The organism is Pengzhenrongella frigida (assembly GCF_004168625.1).
GTDB lineage: Bacteria > Actinomycetota > Actinomycetes > Actinomycetales > Cellulomonadaceae > Pengzhenrongella > Pengzhenrongella frigida.
The window spans coordinates 16,515-33,012 of sequence record NZ_SDWW01000006.1 but is presented as its reverse complement, the minus strand read 5'-3'; the positions used below and the strand labels follow the sequence as shown (position 1 = coordinate 33,012).

Annotated in this window: 19 protein-coding genes; 7 read left to right on the top strand and 12 right to left on the bottom strand. The window is 71.0% G+C overall.

The genetic code is table 11. The features are described from left to right. Nucleotides 1–152 precede the first annotated feature (152 nt). Nucleotides 153–872 carry a class I SAM-dependent methyltransferase gene (locus tag EUA98_RS03620; RefSeq protein WP_130101308.1) on the top strand — a complete coding sequence of 240 codons (720 nt, stop codon included), beginning with the start codon at nt 153–155 and terminating at the stop codon, nt 870–872. A gap of 10 nt (nt 873–882) precedes the next feature. Here EUA98_RS03620 and rlmC read toward each other — a convergent pair whose 3' ends face one another. Continuing rightward, complete coding sequence (rlmC, locus tag EUA98_RS03615; RefSeq protein WP_130101307.1) at nt 883–2,010, bottom strand: 23S rRNA (uracil(747)-C(5))-methyltransferase RlmC; 1,128 nt, start codon at nt 2,008–2,010, stop codon at nt 883–885. Nucleotides 2,011–2,171: 161 nt separating this feature from the next. Between rlmC and EUA98_RS03610 the strand changes: the two genes are divergently transcribed. Next, nucleotides 2,172–3,194, top strand: a complete 1,023-nt coding sequence (locus EUA98_RS03610) for a TIGR00341 family protein (protein WP_130101306.1) — start codon at nt 2,172–2,174, stop codon at nt 3,192–3,194. Here EUA98_RS03610 and EUA98_RS03605 read toward each other — a convergent pair. Then, the gene (locus tag EUA98_RS03605; RefSeq protein WP_130101305.1) at nt 3,191–3,871 is read right to left on the bottom strand and encodes a TIGR00266 family protein; all 681 of its coding nucleotides are present in this window, start codon (nt 3,869–3,871) and stop codon (nt 3,191–3,193) included. The genes EUA98_RS03610 and EUA98_RS03605 overlap by 4 nt on opposite strands. Nucleotides 3,872–3,987: 116 nt before the next feature. Here EUA98_RS03605 and EUA98_RS03600 point away from each other — a divergent pair, with 116 nt between their 5' ends. The 3 genes from EUA98_RS03600 to EUA98_RS20475 all read left to right on the top strand — a co-directional run bounded on the left by EUA98_RS03600 (nt 3,988) and on the right by EUA98_RS20475 (nt 6,696). Further along, nucleotides 3,988–4,767: a hypothetical protein gene (locus EUA98_RS03600; RefSeq protein WP_130101304.1), complete on the top strand. Its 780-nt coding sequence runs from the start codon at nt 3,988–3,990 to the stop codon at nt 4,765–4,767. Between the two features lie 31 nt (nt 4,768–4,798). Next, complete coding sequence (locus EUA98_RS03595) at nt 4,799–5,158, top strand: zinc ribbon domain-containing protein YjdM (protein WP_130101303.1); 360 nt, start codon at nt 4,799–4,801, stop codon at nt 5,156–5,158. A 95-nt stretch (nt 5,159–5,253) separates the two neighbouring features. After that, a complete protein-coding gene (locus EUA98_RS20475; RefSeq protein ID WP_305038279.1) occupies nt 5,254–6,696 on the top strand; it encodes a diguanylate cyclase in 1,443 nt (480 codons plus the stop codon). A 28-nt stretch (nt 6,697–6,724) separates the two neighbouring features. On the opposite strand, the gene EUA98_RS03585 is transcribed toward EUA98_RS20475, so the two are convergent. Beyond that, on the bottom strand, nt 6,725–7,360 hold the full coding sequence (locus EUA98_RS03585; protein ID WP_165372702.1) for an OmpA family protein: 636 nt from the start codon (nt 7,358–7,360) through the stop codon (nt 6,725–6,727). Further along, nucleotides 7,357–7,986 (bottom strand): hypothetical protein, encoded by a 630-nt coding sequence (locus EUA98_RS19665; RefSeq protein WP_165372701.1) that lies wholly within the window; start codon nt 7,984–7,986, stop codon nt 7,357–7,359. The genes EUA98_RS03585 and EUA98_RS19665 overlap by 4 nt, the downstream gene beginning before the upstream one ends. A gap of 226 nt (nt 7,987–8,212) precedes the next feature. Between EUA98_RS19665 and EUA98_RS03575 the strand changes: the two genes are divergently transcribed. Both EUA98_RS03575 and EUA98_RS03570 read left to right on the top strand, forming a co-directional pair. Further along, a complete protein-coding gene (locus EUA98_RS03575) occupies nt 8,213–8,662 on the top strand; it encodes a MarR family winged helix-turn-helix transcriptional regulator (RefSeq protein WP_130101299.1) in 450 nt (149 codons plus the stop codon). After that, nucleotides 8,662–9,090 carry an organic hydroperoxide resistance protein gene (locus EUA98_RS03570; protein WP_130101298.1) on the top strand — a complete coding sequence of 143 codons (429 nt, stop codon included), beginning with the start codon at nt 8,662–8,664 and terminating at the stop codon, nt 9,088–9,090. The genes EUA98_RS03575 and EUA98_RS03570 overlap by 1 nt, the downstream gene beginning before the upstream one ends. 15 nt (nt 9,091–9,105) lie before the next feature. Here the strand turns inward: EUA98_RS03570 and EUA98_RS03565 are convergent, their stop codons facing one another. The 8 genes from EUA98_RS03565 to EUA98_RS03530 form a co-directional block, all read right to left on the bottom strand. After that, nucleotides 9,106–9,651, bottom strand: coding sequence for a GNAT family N-acetyltransferase (locus EUA98_RS03565; protein ID WP_130101396.1), 546 nt, complete (start codon nt 9,649–9,651; stop codon nt 9,106–9,108). 94 nt (nt 9,652–9,745) lie between these two features. Then, entirely contained in the window at nt 9,746–10,258 is a 513-nt protein-coding gene (locus EUA98_RS03560; protein ID WP_130101297.1) for a hypothetical protein, read from the bottom strand. Next, on the bottom strand, nt 10,258–11,853 hold the full coding sequence (locus EUA98_RS03555) for a monocarboxylic acid transporter (RefSeq protein WP_305038278.1): 1,596 nt from the start codon (nt 11,851–11,853) through the stop codon (nt 10,258–10,260). The genes EUA98_RS03560 and EUA98_RS03555 overlap by 1 nt, the downstream gene beginning before the upstream one ends. Further along, on the bottom strand, nt 11,850–12,206 hold the full coding sequence (locus EUA98_RS03550; RefSeq protein ID WP_130101296.1) for a DUF485 domain-containing protein: 357 nt from the start codon (nt 12,204–12,206) through the stop codon (nt 11,850–11,852). Before EUA98_RS03550 ends, EUA98_RS03555 begins: the two co-directional genes overlap by 4 nt. Before the next feature lie 121 nt (nt 12,207–12,327). Then, nucleotides 12,328–13,818 carry a 3'-5' exonuclease gene (locus EUA98_RS03545; RefSeq protein WP_130101295.1) on the bottom strand — a complete coding sequence of 497 codons (1,491 nt, stop codon included), beginning with the start codon at nt 13,816–13,818 and terminating at the stop codon, nt 12,328–12,330. A 10-nt stretch (nt 13,819–13,828) separates the two neighbouring features. Beyond that, a complete protein-coding gene (locus EUA98_RS03540) occupies nt 13,829–14,869 on the bottom strand; it encodes a DUF294 nucleotidyltransferase-like domain-containing protein (RefSeq protein WP_130101294.1) in 1,041 nt (346 codons plus the stop codon). A 131-nt stretch (nt 14,870–15,000) separates the two neighbouring features. Continuing rightward, on the bottom strand, nt 15,001–15,198 hold the full coding sequence (locus tag EUA98_RS03535; RefSeq protein ID WP_130101293.1) for a hypothetical protein: 198 nt from the start codon (nt 15,196–15,198) through the stop codon (nt 15,001–15,003). Between the two features lie 168 nt (nt 15,199–15,366). Then, nucleotides 15,367–16,491 carry an aminotransferase class V-fold PLP-dependent enzyme gene (locus tag EUA98_RS03530; protein WP_130101292.1) on the bottom strand — a complete coding sequence of 375 codons (1,125 nt, stop codon included), beginning with the start codon at nt 16,489–16,491 and terminating at the stop codon, nt 15,367–15,369. Nucleotides 16,492–16,498 lie beyond the last annotated feature (7 nt).

Genomic DNA, 16,498 nt, shown 5'->3' with positions numbered 1-16,498 from the left:
CGGTACCGACCACGATCATTCTCACCACACCGTCGACCTGCAGGTGCAGGCGCTCCTCGGACACCTCGGCCAGTCTCCGCCTCCGCGAGGCCAGAGCCTTCGGCGACGGGATGGTCCTGCTCCGCTACGAAAGGCTGGTCTAGCCTTTTGTCATGGACCTCGGAATGGACACCAACGAAGCCATCTGGAAATCGACCCAGATCGTCCACAATCGCGAGCTCAAAGCCGACGAGCGGGTGCGCAAGAACGCAGCCCAGTGGCGACTGATGGGCGAGCTGCTCCCGTTCGAGGCGCAGGACGCCTTCACGTTCTTGGACCTCGGTGCCGGGACCGGATCGGCGGCGCGCGCGATCCTCGACCTGTACCCGCGGAGCACGGCCGTTCTCACCGACTTCTCAGCGCCGATGATGGCGGTCGGCGAGGCCGAGATGGCGCCGTTCGCCGGCCGGTTCCGGTACCTCGAGTTCGACATGTCGACCGGCGACTGGCCCGGCGCCATCCCGGCCGCGTTCGACGCCGTCGTGACCTCGATGTGCATCCACCACATGCCAGATCACCGCAAGGCGGGCCTGTTCACCGAGATCTTCGACCACCTCGCCCCGGGCGGCTGGTACCTCAACTACGACTCGGTGAGCTCGGCCGACCCGCTGGTGACGGCGACCTGGAACCGGGTGATCGATCTCGACCCCGAGGCCGCCCGCAAGCGCCTGCACGGGACGGCCGAGGAACGCGCTCGCCGCGAGAACCACCGTCAGTACCTGATCCCGCTCCCGCAGCAGCTGGACTACCTGCGCGCCGCGGGCTTCCAGGGGATCGACGTGTACTGGAAGCACCTGGACGACGTGATCTACGGCGGTCGCCGCCCGGCCTGAGCAACACCCCTCAGCCGCGCTCCAGCAGGGTCAGCACCTCGTAGTGCGTGGTCTGCGGGAACATGTCGAGCAGCCGGGCACGGCGGGGCCGGAGCGAGGGCATCAAGGCGAGGTCGCGGGCCAGGGACCCGGCATGGCAGCTCGAGTAGACCACCTGCCGCACGGCCGACGACGACTCCAGCCAGCGGCACAGGTCCTCGCCCAGGCCGCGCCGGGGCGGGTTGACGATCACCAGCTCAGGGACGACGTCGGCCCCGAGCGCGAACGCGGTCGCGTCGCCGACCTGGAAGGCGACCCGGTCCAGGCCCGCCTGCCGAGCGCTCAGCTCGGCGCTGGCGATCGCTTCCGCGCTGGTCTCGATGCCGATCACGTCGCGCCCGGGAGCCGCGCAGTGCAGTGCGAAGCCCCCCACCCCGCAGTACAGGTCCCAGACCGACTCCGGGGCGCGCTCGGCCACCCACTCCCGCGCCTGGCGGTACAGGGCGGCGGCGACGGGCGTGTTGGTCTGGAAGAAGCTCTGCGGGCGCAGGTACATGTCGAAATCGTTGACCCGCATCCGCAGGGTCTCCTGCTCGGTCAGCACGATCTCGCGCTGACCTTCCACGGTCGCCTTGTGCTCGGGGTGCAGGTTCACGGAGACGACCTGCAGGTTCGGCAGGGCGCGCATCAGGTCCGGCAGGTGCTTGCGGATCCGGGTGACCGACTCCTGTGACCGCAGGACGAACCGCAGCATGAGCTCGCCGTCGGGCGACTCGGTGACGATCAGGAACTTGAGCTCGCCCGACCGCCGGGGGACGTCGTAGGGCGCCAGCGCTGCCTGCACGATGAACTCGGCGAGCACCGGGAAGGCGGCCGTCAGGCCGGGCGGGTACAGCCCGCACCGCTGCAGGTCGATGCCACGGCCCTCGGCGTCGAGGATCCCGAGCGTGGGTTGCTGGGCGGTCCCGCCCACGACCATCTTCGCCTTGTTCCGGAAACCCGCCTCCAGGCTCGCCACGGGGGCCAGCCAGTCCAGCTCCGGTCGCCTCCCGAGGACGGCCTCGACCTGCCGCTGCTTGCCGACGAGCTGGTCGGCGTAGGGCTGCTCGATCAGCGTGCAGGACCGGCAGCGCTCCGCGGCGAAGTAGGAGCAGTGCATGGGCGCGAGCCTACGTGCCCGGCCGGGCGCACCCTCGGTGCGAAAGCAGCGCGGGTTCCGGTTGCCGATCATCTCGAAGATGGTGAGATGGGAATCGCCGCCCAGTAGTGGGTCCGGACAATGCCAGCGCCCGGCGTGCGGAAACACGAAAGGCCGCCGACATGCGTTCTCGATTGAGCCAGCAGCTCCTGCCCGAGGTCCAGCGACGCACGCTCGACGAGCTCACCGCGGATCTCGACCTGACCGCCGGGGACGCCGACTCGAAACGGTCCGCCTTCTGGACGATGCTCGTGGTCTCGGCGGTGATCGCGGCGGCCGGGGTGATGTCGGACTCCACCGCGACCGTCATCGGCGCCATGATCATCGCGCCGCTATCGACGCCGATCATGGGCATCGCGCTCGGGGTGGTGCTCCGCGACTCCCGCCTGACCGGCCGGGCGGTGCGCTTCGTCGTGCTCGGCGCGGGCCTCGTGGTCCTCCTCGGGGTGCTCTTCACGTTCATCGCGCCCGGCGAGGTGAACCTGTTCACGAACCCCCAGATCACCGGGCGCACATCCCCCGGGCTGCTCGACCTCGTCGCGGCGGTCGCCACCGGCGTCGCTGGTGCCGTGGCACTGACGCGGCGAGATGTTGCGGCGGTGCTGCCCGGGGTCGCCATCGCCATCTCCCTGGTTCCGCCGCTCGTCGTCGTCGGGGTGTGCCTCGGCCAGGGGTCGATCATCCTGGCGACCGGAGCCCTGGTCCTGTTCCTGTCGAACTTCGTGGCCCTGGTGCTGGTGGGCATGCTGGTGTTCACGGCGGCGGGCTACGCGGCCGAAGGATCGGTCACCAAGGCGCTGTCGCAGCGACGCGCCTATCTCGCCATCGGCACCCTGCTGGTTCTGGTTCTCGTGCCCCTCGTGGCCAACACAGTCCTCGCCTACTTCGTGGCGATCTGGTCCGACCGGGTGCAGGTGACCGCCGAGGAGTGGATCTCGGCGGCCCCCGGCAGCCGCGTCGACGGCGTCGACCTCGTGTCCGGCACGTTCTACGTCCAGGTGCGGTCCCCGGGCGACCTGCCGGACCTGGACGATCTGATGAGCGATCTGCGCGGGCAGGTTCCCGACGGGCTCACCGTGGTGGTCACGACGCTGCGTGGAGAGGACCTGGACGCCGCCGTCGTCGGCGCGGCGGTGGGCGACTAGGTGTGCGTGTGCTGGGACGGCAGGTGACTGGCGATCCACGAGACGAGATCGCTGCTGCTGCGGGTCTGCAACCAGACCCGGCCCGGCCCGGTGAAGTCCGTCACGAAGCCCTCGCCGCCGAGCAGGGTCGACTTCCAGCTGCCCGCCTTGCGGACCCGATAGACCACGGTGTCGTCGAACGCCACCACGTGGCCGGTGTCCAGGGTGAGGACTTCGCCGGCAGCGAGCACCGCGGAGCGGATCGCGCCGTACGAGGACAGCAGCAGGTCGCCCTGACCGGAGCAGCGCAGCAGGATCAGGCCCTCACCGCTGAAGAACGACTTGCCCCCGCCCCAGGAGGAGTCGACCTCGATCGCGGGGTCCGAGGCGATCCAGGAACCGGACTGCACCAGCAACGTCACAGCACCGTCCAAGGGGACCAGGCTCAGGTCACCGGGAAGTGCCGCGGCCACCCCGACGAGGCCACCGGACCGGGTGCTGAAGTCGTTGACGAAGAAGCTCTCGCCACCGAGGGTCCGGCGCAGTCCCTTCATGAATCCCCCGCGCGTCGACGTCACGATCTCGATGTCGCCGCGGGTCATCGCCATCGCACCCGCCTCGACCCGCACCGCACCCCCCGGGGGCAACGTGATCTCACCGAACGCAAAGGCCGGACCTGCACTGATCTCCACCTGCATGGGCGAAAATGTAGGGGACACCGCGGGACCCTGCACCCCCAACGACCCGGGTCGGGCCCGCCGATCACGACCGGCCAGCACGCGCGGGATCGCAGCCCGCTCACTATCGTCGGCGCATGGCCGACTGGTACCAGACCACGTTCGTCGTCACGGGCCGCTCGGGTGCGCTGTGGTTGATGATCGGATTTCTGATCACCTACGCCCTCACCCGGCACATCACGCGGACCATCCGCGCGCGTGCGGCGAGCGGGCCGGGGCAGCACGGCAGCACCGGGCAGCACGGCAGCACCGGCGAGCACCGCGGCGCGGTCAAGGACATCCACATCGGCGGCGTCCACATCCACCACCAGGTCTGGGGGATCCTGCTCGTCCTTGTGGTGGGCCTGCTCGAGTTCCGGTTCCGTCCGCCGTCGCCCGGGCTGGAGGTCCTCGCCGCACTGTTCGGCGCGGGCGCCGCCTTGGCTCTCGACGAGTTCGCCCTGTGGCTGCACCTCGAGGATGTGTACTGGACCGAGGAGGGCCGCAAATCCATCGACGCGGTGATGGTCGCCGTCGTCCTGGGCGCGGCCCTGCTGATCGGCGCGACCCCGGCAGGCCTCGCCAGCGGCACGGTGCAGGCCTATGGCTTCGCGGTCGCGACGGTCGTGGTTCTGACGCACGTCGGCTACACGGTGGTGTGCCTGCTCAAGGGGAAGCTCGTGTTCGGGCTGGTCGGGTTCTTCCTCCCCGTCCTCGCACTCACCGGCTCGATCCGACTGGCCAAACCCGAGTCGTTCTGGGCCAAGCGGTTCTACGGTCCAGCCCGGACCGCCCGGTCGCAGGCGCGCTTCGGGGCTGCCTACGAGGCCCGGCGGGAGCGGCTGCGCGACGTGTTCTCCGGCGGCCGGCTCGACTGACCGGCGGCTGACCGTCGGTATCCTCGACAACATGACCGATTCCCTGCCCCCGTGCCCCCAGTGCTCGAGCGAGTACACCTACGAGATGGGCGCACTGCTGGTCTGCCCCGAGTGCGCGCACGAGTGGGAGGCGGGGGCTGGCGACGCCGCCGTGGAGTCCGGCGAGGAAGGCACCGTGGTCAAGGACTCCGTCGGCAAGGTCCTGGCCGACGGTGACACCGTGATCGTGATCAAGACCCTCAAGGTCAAGGGCAATCCCACCCCCATCAAGGCCGGCACCAAGGTCCGTAGCATCCGCCTGATCGACGGCGTGGACGGGCACGACATCGACTGCAAGATCGACGGCTTCGGGGCGATGCAGCTCAAGTCGTCCGTGGTGAAGAAGGCCTGAGCCCCGCACCAGCTCGGCTGGCGACCCGGAGCTGCTCAGCACGGCGACCGCTCTGCCGATGAGCAGGTATGGCCACGCGCAGGGGGGATGGGCGGATGCTCGTCCATGCCCGCTTCGCCGGGCTCGTCGTCGTCGTGCTCCTGGCGTTCGCGGTGGGCGACCCGATCGTGCGCAGCTCCGTGGTCGTGATGGCCAGCGCCACCGTGGCAGTGAACATCGGGCTCAGACTGATCCGCGGCCAGCTCACCTGGGTCACGCCCTGGTGGTTCATGGTCATCGGCGTCTCGTTCCTTACCGCGAACAACCTCTCCTGGCTCATCGAGGTGGGAATCGCGGGAGCCACCGCACAGACCGCCTGGGTGCCGCTGGTGACCTTGCCCCTGGGCTACCTGGGCTTCCTCTGCGCGAGCGTCCTGCTGGTCCTGCCGGCCGTGCGGCGAGATGCCGGCGGCGTGCTCGATGCCGCCACGATCGCCGTCGGCGCGGCCGTCGTGCTGTGGACGGTCCTGATGTTCCCTGCGCTCGACGCAGCGGGCGCCACCCCGCTCGAGCGTTCGTACGACCTGATGGTGCTGCTGATCCTCAGCGGAGTGGCGGGGGCGCTGGTGCAGGCGATCACCACCGCGGTGGTGGCCCGGCCCTCCCTCGGCTACTTCCTGATCAGCATGGTCGTGACGCTCGCGGGGACCATCCTGAGCGCGGTCGCCGCCGACCCGGTCACCGGCGCCGCTCCGAGGTGGGTCGGCGCCCTGTGGGGACTGGGCTACTTCGCTGCCTCCGCCGCGGCCTCCCACCCGTCGAGCGCACAGCTCGATGCCCGCGGCGGCGAGGGCACGGGCGGCCAGCTCAGCGCAGGACGACTCAGCCTCCTCGGCGTCGCCCTCGTCGTGGGACCGGTGTTCGCCGCCGGGCAGGAGCTCATGGGCCACGACGCGGACTGGTTGATGCTCAGCCTCGCCCTGCTCGTCCTGGTCCCGCTCGTCCTGGCCCGGGTCGCGCAGCTGGCACGGTCGCAGGCTCGCGCCGAGAAGCGGCTCGAACGCCTCGCGGACCACGACCAGCTGACCGGTCTGCCGAACCGCCGCGCCGCTGACCGGCACCTGACCGCCCTCCTGGACCGGGTCAACAACGCACGGTCCCCCGGCGCCGCGGTGCTCTACCTCGACCTCGACGGCTTCAAGGTCGTCAACGACACCCTGGGCCACCGCGTCGGCGACGACCTGCTCGTCGTGGTCGCGGACCGCCTACGCCGCTGCGTTCGGAACGCTCACGGCGACATCGTCGCCCGGTTCGGAGGCGATGAGTTCGTCGTCGTGCTCGAGGGCGACGACGAACGGCTCGCGATCGACGCAGCCTCCCGAATCGAAGCAGCCTTCGCGGAGCCCGTGCAGGTGGGTGAGCACGCGCTGCAGGTTCGAGTCAGCATCGGGATCGCGAGCGCCCGTCCCGGCGGGGGCGCGACTCTCGACACCCTGCTCTCGCTCGCCGACGACAGGATGTACCAGCACAAGCGCGAACGGCGCGCAGCCTGGCCCTGACCACCGGCCGAGGCGCCCGCAGCGCGCGTCAGCTGGTGGCGCTGTGCGTCGCGGTGACCTCGACCCGACGGTTGAGCGCCTGGGCCTGGGCTATCTGCTCCGGGGACCCCTCCTCGGCGGCGACGGGCTGGGACTCCCCGCGCCCCTCGACGCTGATCTGCACGCTTGGCACCTGGCCCTGCAAGAACTGCTGCACCGCGGTCGCGCGCTCCACGGAGAGCTGCTGGTTGTGGGCATCGTCGGCGACGGAGTCGGTGTGCCCGACCACCTGCACCGCGGCCGGCGCGGTGTCGAGCAACGCCTGGGCGACCGTGGCCAGCTCGGCGAGCGCACGGGGGGTCAGCACGGCCGAGTTCGTCTCGAAGAACACGTCGCCCGACAGCGTGAACTGCTCCTGCGCGGGCGCCTCGTCGTGGCCCACCGCGCCGTCGACGGTGCTCGTGCGCACGATGAGCCCTGCGATCGGGGCGACCAGCGGCGTCACGAGCGCGATCACGGCAACCACCGGCGCGATGTCGACGGACGAGGTAGCCGGCGGCACGGCGACCGTGGTCGGTTCAGCGGTCGGGTCGTCGACCGCCACCGCCGGTCCGGGGACGAGCAGGCCCGCACCCAGCAGTGCGGTGGCGACGACGGCGAGGCTCGCCGTCCGCCCGCCCCTCACCGGGTGACCGGGACGGCGTCGAAGGACCCCGCCCCCGGGATCTGCACGGTGACGGTCTCCACGTCCTTCGGCGGAGCTGCGAACGCCGTGGTCAGCACGATGGACTGGCCGGCGCCGACGAAGTGGTTGCTGAGGTCGACGTTGCAGGCGCAGGTGCCCGCGGTGTCGTATGCGGCGCGGTGCATCAGGGCGTTGGTGGTGTCGATCACCGCGACGCCGTCGGTGGACGACCCCGCGGTCAGGTCGCTCACGGTGGCGCGGGTGCCGTCCGCGTCCAACGGGGCCGTGAGGAGCCCGTCGTCGAAGAATCCGGCGATCTGCCACCGCTCCGTGCCCATGTTCCGGGCGGTGAAGAGCACGGTCATCACCTCGCCCGACACCGAGACGCTGTTGAGATCGACTTCGAGTGCGATGCCCGCGTCCGCTGTCTGGCGGGTGCCGAGGACCTGCAGGTCCTGCGCCACAGCCTGGTCCGCTGCGTCGGCACCGGCATCCGCCTGGAGCGACTCGGACGTCTCCTTCGCGGCCTGCGCCTGCTCGGCGGAGCCCGCCGCATCGGTCGCGTCCGGGTCCGTCTCGCCGGTGCAGCCGGCCAGGACGAGGGTGACGATCGCGAGAATCGACATCGACGCGATGGTGCGACGCACGGTTGCTCCAGGTGAAATGAATGGGCGGGTTGCACCGAAACACTACTGAACGAAGATGCGAACCCCCGCCACCTCGCAAAATGGCACCGTTGGTGGCCCTGATCATTTGCCGACAAATACCTTCGGAAAATACGGCCTTTCATGGTGAAGCCCCAACCGGGTCTTGTCAGTGGTGCACAACCTAGTTGTGGGCTATGGTTCGGAGATGCCCGACGACAGCACGCTCGACCGACAGGTCTGCTTCGCCCTGTACTCGGCGTCCCGGGCGATCACGGCGGCATACCGCACGCTTCTGGCCGACCTCGGCGTCACCTACCCCCAGTACCTGGTCCTGATGGTGCTCTGGGAGCGCGACGACCGCGGTGTCCGTGAGCTGGGCGACCTGCTCGAGCTCGACTCCGGCACGTTGTCGCCGCTCCTCAAGCGCCTCGAGTCGCTCGGACTGATCGAACGCCGACGGCTGGCGACCGACGAGCGCCGCGTGCACATCCACCTCACCCCCGCTGGATCCGCCCTGCGGGAGCGTTCCTCCGACATTCCCGGTCGGCTGGCGCTCGCGACCGGGTTGTCCGTCCCCGAGCTCGACCAGCTGCGCGTCACCCTGACGCGCGTACGCGACACCCTGCACTCCCCCCACCACAGTGAAGAGATCTGATGAACATCCTGTACACCGCTGAGGCCCTGGCGACCGGCGAGGGCCGCAACGGCCGGACCCGCACGTCCGACGGTCGGCTCGACCTCGAGCTCGCCCTCCCCAAGGAGATGGGCGGCAGTGGGGAGGGCACGAACCCGGAACAGCTGTTCGCGGCGGGCTACGCCGCGTGCTTCCACTCGGCCTTGCAGCTGGTCGCCCGCGCGGCGGGCGCGAATGTCGCCGACTCCGCGGTCGGCGCCCAGGTCGGGATCGGCCCGTCCGCGAGCGGTGGGTTCGCCCTGGCGATCACCCTGGAGGTCTCCCTGCCTCACCTGCCCCGGGCGGAGGCGCTGGCCCTGACCGAGCAGGCGCACCAGGTCTGCCCGTATTCGAACGCGACCCGAGGCAACGTCGAGGTCACGCTGAGCGTCACGGACGAGGACGACTGACCTCCCGGCAGGCCCCTAGCTCCGGTCGCGCCTGAGCCGGGAGTACATGTACATGTCACGGCGTTCCGCGCCAACTGTCTGCCAGCTGCGGAGCAGGCCCTCGCGCTCGAACCCGGCCTGCTCCGCCACCTGCCACGACGCGTCGTTCCACGGTTCGACGTACAGCTCGAGGCGGTGCACGCCCGGCAGGTCCAGGCCCCAGGCCGAGATCATACGCAGCGCGTGGGTGGCCACGCCGTGGCCACGATGGCGGGCCGCCACCCAGTAGCCGACGCTGGCCCTGCCCTGCCCGAGGTTCGAGAGCCAGAGCCCGACCTGCCCGAACGCCTCGTCCGTGGTCGAGTCGGCGATGGCGAACGAGTAGCCCTCGCCGTCGCGCAGCCGGGCCCGCTGGCGGCTGATGAAGTCCTGCGCGGCCCGTAGCTCTGGTGTCGCGGGCACGGACGTGACCAGCGGGATGAACGGATCGGTGGCGACGTCCTGGATCAGCGGGACGTCGCCGGCGTGAAACTCCCGCAGCACGAGCGGAGCGTCTTCGAGACGCGGGAGGACCTCGGGCATCGGCACGAGGTCCAGTGTGGCCCCCGGTGCGAGCTCGCGCCGGGATCCCACGCGTCCGTGCCGCCGGACGAGGCCGACGGGCCATGCCGACGGGCTAGGCCGACGAGCCCGGCGGCTCGCCGTCGAGCCCGGCCAGCAGCAGCGGGATCGCCGCGACCCCGGTGCGCGCGAGGTAGTGGCCGGACTGCATCAGGTACGCGGCGATGAACCGGTGCGGCGGCGCCAGGGCCGGCAGGTCCTGCAGCGCGTGCCACAGCGCGCCCCAGATCCGGCGGTCCGTCTCCAGCTCGCCCAGGCCCGTGGTCCGCGCCTCGACGATCCCGATCCCCGCGCCGACCTGCGCCGCAACCAGGAAGGTGCGGCGCAGGAACGGCTCGTCCGCGGCCGGGGCATCGACGGCGATCGACGGCAGCACCTCGTCGACGATCGCCTCGGCGATGGCGTGCGCCTCGGGCTCGAACGCCTCCCGATACCCCAGCTCGTACAGCGTGTTCACCTCGAACGACGCGCGACCGACCGCCCGGTGGTCCGGCCACGAGCTCCCGTCCAGCCGAGGGAGCCGCAGAGCCAGGGCCGGGGCGGCCGCCGCCCGTCGACGCAGGTGCATCAGTGCTTCAGCGCCACCTTCTCGGCACCCGCACCCGTCAGGGAGCGGACCTCCATCTCGGCGGCCTTGTTCTCCAGGTGCTCCTTGCTCGTGATGGTCCCGAGATAGCCCAGCAGGAACGACGCCGGGATCGAGATGAGACCCGGGTTGGACAGTGGGAAGAGCTGCCAGTCCGCGTTCGGGAACATCGAGGTCGGGCTGCCCGACACCGCCGGCGAGAAGGCGATGAGGGTCAGCGTGATGATGAGGCCGCCGTAGATGCTCCACAGGCAGCCCCGGGTGTTGAACCGCTTCCAGAACAGCGAGTACAGGATCGTCGGCAGGTTCGCCGAGGCCGCGACGGCGAAGGCCAGCGCCACCAGGAAGGCGATGTTCTGCCCGTTGGCCGCGATCCCGCCGCCGATGGCGACCACCCCGACGACCACGGCGGAGATCCGCGCAACCCGGACCTCCGCGCCGGCCGGCGCATTGCCCTTGTGGATGACGCTCGCGTAGATGTCGTGCGCGAACGAGGCCGACGCCGTGATGGTGAGCCCCGCGACGACGGCGAGGATCGTGGCGAACGCGACGGCCGAGATGATCCCGAGCAGCAAGGTCCCGCCGAGCTCGTACGCCAGCAGGGGGGCCGCCGAGTTCGCCCCACCGGGTGACGCCGCGATCCGCTCCGGTCCGACCAGGGCGGCAGCGCCGTAGCCCAGCGTGAGCGTGAACAGGTAGAAGACCCCGATCAGACCGATCGCCCAGACCACCGACTTCCGGGCCTCCTTGGCCGTCGGCACGGTGTAGAACCGCATGAGGATGTGCGGCAGCCCGGCGGTCCCGAGGACCAGGGCGAGCGCGAGCGAGACGAAGTCCAGCTTCGACATGTCCGTCAGGCCGTACTTGGCCCCGGGCTCGAGCGAGGCGCCCGCCTCGGCCCCCGCACCGAGCAGGTCGGAGAAGTTCATGCCGTAGTTGGCAAGCACCCACACGCTCATGAGTGCGGCGCCCGCGATGAGCAGGACCGCCTTGATGATCTGCACGTAGGTGGTGCCCTTCATGCCACCGATCAGCACGTAGGTGATCATGAGCACGCCGACGACGGCGATCACGATGCTCTGACCGGTGCGGTCGGTGATGTTCAGCAGGAGCGCCACCAGCCCACCGGCGCCGGCCATCTGCGCGAGCAGGTAGAAGAACGACACCACCAGGGTCGACGTCGCGGCGGCCGTGCGCACCGGGCGTTCGCGCATGCGGAAGGCCAGCACGTCGGCCATGGTGAACCGGCCGGTGTTGCGCAGCAGCTCGGCGACCAGCAGGAGGGCGACCAGCCAGGCGACCAGGAAGCCGACGCTGTACAGGAAGCCGTCGTAGCCCGAGAGCGCGATCGCGCCGGCGATGCCGAGGAACGAGGCGGCCGACAGGTAGTCGCCGGAGATCGCGATCCCGTTCTGCCGCCCGGTGAAGGCGCCGCCGGCGGTGTACATGTCGGCGGTGGTCTTGTTCGTGCGGCCGGCGCGGATCACGAAGGCCATCGTGACCAGGACGAACGCACCGAAGATGGCGAGGTTCAGCCCGGAGTTGCCTACCTGGGTGGACTCGGCGAGGACTCTCACAGCAGACCCTCCTCTTCCATCTTTTCGCGGATCTTCAACGACGCGGGGTCCAGGACCCGGCTCGCGTAGCGGAGGTACAGGGCGGTGACTGCGAAGGTGGAGACGAACTGGAGCAGACCGAGCACGAGCCCCACGTTGATGTTGCCGAACAGGGGTGTCCCCATGAAGTCGGCGGCATAGGCCGCGAGCAGCACATAGGCCAGATACCAGAGCAGGGAACCGACGGTCACGGGAATGACCCACCCCCGATAGCGCCGGCGAAGATCCTGAAACTCCTCGGACCGCTGCACCGCGAGGTACTTGGCCTCGATCGGGGTGGGGGGCGTGATTGCCGCCTGACGATCATGTTCCATCGTAAAAAGCTCCTCTGGCCGTAGCGTCATTGCTTGGTCGGAGAGCCCTGTGTTTTGCACAGGACCTGGTGGGACTGTAGGCGTCATCTGCCAAGATCGTGCACGAACGCGCCGCGGTCCTTCACCCGTCCGGCGTGCCGTACTGTGACCGGCCCACCCGTGCCTGCAGGGTGGCGCGGGACAGCTCGGCGGCCTCACCCACGGTGGCCACGCCGCGCGCCCGCAGCACCGTGAGCAGCCGCACGAAGACCTCCCCGGTGACCAGCGCGTCCCCCAGCGCGGTGTGGCGATCCACCACCTCGACGCCGAGCCGCGCCGCGATCGCTTCGAGGGAGTGGTCGTCGTGGTCGGGGTGCAGGGCCGCGTCGAGCAGCAGCGTGTCGAGCACCGGCTGGCGCAGCCGCACGCCGGTCCGGGCCTCTTTCAGCCGAAGGAACTGCAGGTCGAAGCCCACGTTGTGCCCCACCAGCACGGTGTCCTGGGCGTAGCGGGCGAACGCCGGCAGCACCGCATCGATCGTCGGCTGACCCGCCAGCATGTCGGCGGTGAGCCCGTGGATGGCGGTGGAGCTCGCCGGGACCGAGCGCCGCGGGTCGACGAGACGTTCGAACGTCTCCCGCCGCAGCAGGCGCCCGTTCACCATCCGGACGGCGCCCACGGAGATGATCTCGTCGCCACGCACCGGGTCGAGACCGGTGGTCTCGGTGTCGAAGACGGTGTAGCTGACCTCGCCGAGCGACCGACCGAGGTGCGCGGACGGCCCGTGCGCCCAGTCGAAGAGCTGGAAGTCGTAGAACTCGGGCCGGCTGGCGGCGTTGAGCGGTGTGCTGTGACGGGGCGTCCGCGGGCTGCGGGCGGGCGCGGGGCCGGTCAGGTCCTCGAACAGCAGGACGAAGCCGTCGACCTCGTCGGCCGACCCGCGGACGGCTCCCAGGTGGACCCGCAGCGTCTGCCGGTCGCGCTGGGTCGTGACGACCAGGGCCTCGGTCGAGCCGGCCGCGAAGCGGTCGACGGCGCGGGTGATCAGATCGCGGTCGATGAGGTCGAACACGGACCGGCCCAGCCCGACGGCGTCGTCGTCGTCCACGAGGGACCGCGCAGCGGTGTTGTAGAGCAGGATCCGCCCGTCGAGGGTGCATACGACGACGGCGACTGCCAGCTCGGCCATGAGGGTCGCCAGTCGGTTGCGCTCCTGCTCGAGACCGGCCCGCGCGGCGCCGACCTCGGCGTCCACCTCCCGTTCGGCGACGCGACGCCGCTCCGCCAGCTGCTCGATGGCCTCGGCGAGCTCGGCGAGCTCGGGCGGTCCGGACCGATCGAGGTGCAGGTCGGGGTTCGCGTGCAGCAGCAGCCGGGTCTCGGCGGTGAGGCGCGCGGCGGTCCGGGCGTACCGCCCCACGAGGGCGGACACCAGCGCGATGAACCCGACGAGCGCCACGGCGGCCACGACGCCAAGGAGCGCGACCTGCCCGCGCGCGGAACCCAGCACCGCGTCGCGCGCGGGGACGGTGAGCCCGCCCCACAGGAGCAGGCCCAGGACGGCGGCGACCAGTGCGCAGTACAGCGCGATCCCCGCGACGAGCGCTCGCGCGGTTCCCCGCCCGTGGTCCATGGCGCCCACCTCAGGTCACGGTCTGGAGGGCGAAGCGCCGAGCGGTGACCTCCTGGACGTCCCGCACCACGTGCAGGGCGGTCCGCAGCTGCTTGCGCTCCGCGCTGGTCAACCGGTCCGGGCGAAGGAGGTTGTCCGCCGTCAGCCCGCCGGCCACCTGCTCCACCTGGTGGCGGAGCTGGAGCCCGGTGAGGAACCGGTACGCGTCGGTGAGGTCCCGGGCGTCCGGCGGGCTCAACGTGCCGTCCACCGCCCGCAGCCGAAGGACCGTGCTGCGCGCCGACGAACCGGCCGCGAGGCCATGCAGCCGCGCCAGGAGCACGATCGCGGCGGTGCCGCCCCGCTTGAGGTCGAGGCTCGCGCCCGGCGACCGCAACCGCCCGAGCGTGTTCGGTGGGATCCGGAAGGCGAGCGCGGCGCGGGCCATCTGGACCTGGAACGATCCTCGGGTCCCCCCGAGGTGCAGCAGATGCTCCAGATCGTCGATCGGCAGGTCGCCGTGGCAGGCCCGGACGTCGAGGAACACCTCGGCCTGCATCAGGGCACCTGGCTCCGGCTCCTCGATCCAGCCGTGGAACAACCGCCGGAACTCCGCCAACGGACGCCGCCAGTTCGTGGCCATGTAACCGCCGGCGCACCGCGGCAACCCGGCGCGATACAGCCCGCCCACCACCAGGTCCGCGAGCGCGCCGAGGTACTCGCCCGCAGCCGCCTCGTCGGACGGCCCGGGACTCTCGTACGCGATGGCGTTGTCCTGGTCGCTGGAGAGCAGCTGCTCGCCGCGCCCCTGCGATCCCAGCAGGAGCCACGCGTACCGGCAGGGCGGCGGGCCGAGATGCACCTCGCCCAGGGTCAGCAGTCGCCGCGTCAGCGCGGTGTTCGCCTCGGCGATCGCTGCGGTGACCACGAGCGCGTCGTCCCCGTCCGCGAGCCGGCGCCCGACGGCGTCCAGCAGCTGGCCGCGGTAGCGGTCCAGGGGCTCCAGGTGGCGGAGGTCGGTGACCGCATCCACGGCTTCCATCGATGGCTGGTCGTCCGGGGAGGTCCCCATGCGTCACTCCATCCGGGCCGCGCTGCCCCGGCGCCGTTGCCGAGGCTGCGAGCGTACTGTCGCCCGGGCCCGGATTCCCGCGTTCGCCTACGCCGCTCGCGACCGCGACCGTCCGCCGGGTGAACCCGAGGTCATCCCGCCGCCATGATCCGCACGAGGTCGTCGTCCTCGGGCTGGATGCCGAAGATCGCCAGGCCGACGAGGCCGAACAGGACCGGGGCAGCGACCGAGACCGCGATGACGGCCACGTCCGACCCCACGAGCACGGCGACGACCACGGCGGCGGCGGTGACGAGCAGGCAGCTCCCCACGTAGATCCCGAACCACATCTTCCGGGTCCGGGACCATCTCTCGCTCGGGACCTCGCCGTCGAACGCCCAGCTCCGCGCGGGAGCGTGTCCTCGTCCGAGGGCTCGCCGTCGATTCCGGTCGCGTGTGCTCTTGCTCCTCCGCTTGGTCATCGGCCCACCCTAGGCGGGGGAAAGCGGCTCACCCGGCTATCGGGCGGGTCGGGCGATCGAGACCGCGTGGGCAAGGGCGCGCAGGTCGTCGCCGTCGTTGTACACGTGCGTCGACACGCGCAGCAGGGTCTGCCCGGCGGCGCTCAGCCCGGTCCACGCCCGGACGCCGTCCCGCAGGAGGGCCGCGTCCAGGTCCGCCAGAGCGAGGTCCGGGCAAGCGAACGCGCGCAGCCGCGGCGCCAGGAGCGCGCCGTCGCAGGTCGGGACGAGCCCCAGCTCGCCCAGCACGTCGCCGGCCTCGCTCGCGAGGGCCGCCGCCCGGAGCAGGTGCCCCGACTCGGACCACTGCTGGTGCTCGGCCCAGGCGCGACCCAGCCCCAGGGCAGGCGCCGGGTCCCACGTCCCGCGCCACCCGAACCGTTCGACGAGGTCGTCCGCATCCCAGTACAGCGAGATGGCGGCCGGCCGTACGAGGTCCCGCAGGTGCGGGGCGAGCCAGAGGAACCCCACCGACCGAGGCACCGGCAGCCACTTGTGGAGCGACCCGAACACCGCCCCGCACGGCACTGCGGAGACGTCGAGCTCGAGATGGCCCATCGCGTGTGCACCATCGACGAGCAGCTCCACCCCCGCGGTGCGGGCCCAGTCGGCGACCCGGGCGAGCGGAAGCCTCAGGGCCGTGGACGACGTGATCGCGCTGATCACCGCCACCCTCACGCGCGGGTCGGCGCCGCGGAGCAGCCGCAGCACGGACTCCTCCGTGGCCGGGAGCGGAAGGTGGACCAGGTCCAGGTGCGCTCCCACCGCGGCGCAGCGCACCTGCCACGCGCGGATCACGGACGAGTACTCCACGTCGAGCATGAGGACGCGGTCCCCCGCGCCCAGCGGCACCGAGCTCGCCAGGGCAGCGGCGCCCTCGGTCGTGTTGGCCACGAGCGCCACCGAGCCGGGCTCGGCGCCCAGCCTCGCGGCGACCGCCTGCGCGCCTGTCCGCAGGCGATCGAGGAGCTCGCCGCCGAGGCGTGGCGCCGTGTCGCGCTCGAGGTACCGCCGCTCGAGGTCTGCGTGGTCAAGTCCGGCGAGGCTCGGCGCACCGTACGACGCGTGATTCAGGTAGGTCAGCCGCGGGTCGAGCGCGAACTGCGCTGCGTTGCTGTTCACTGACGCT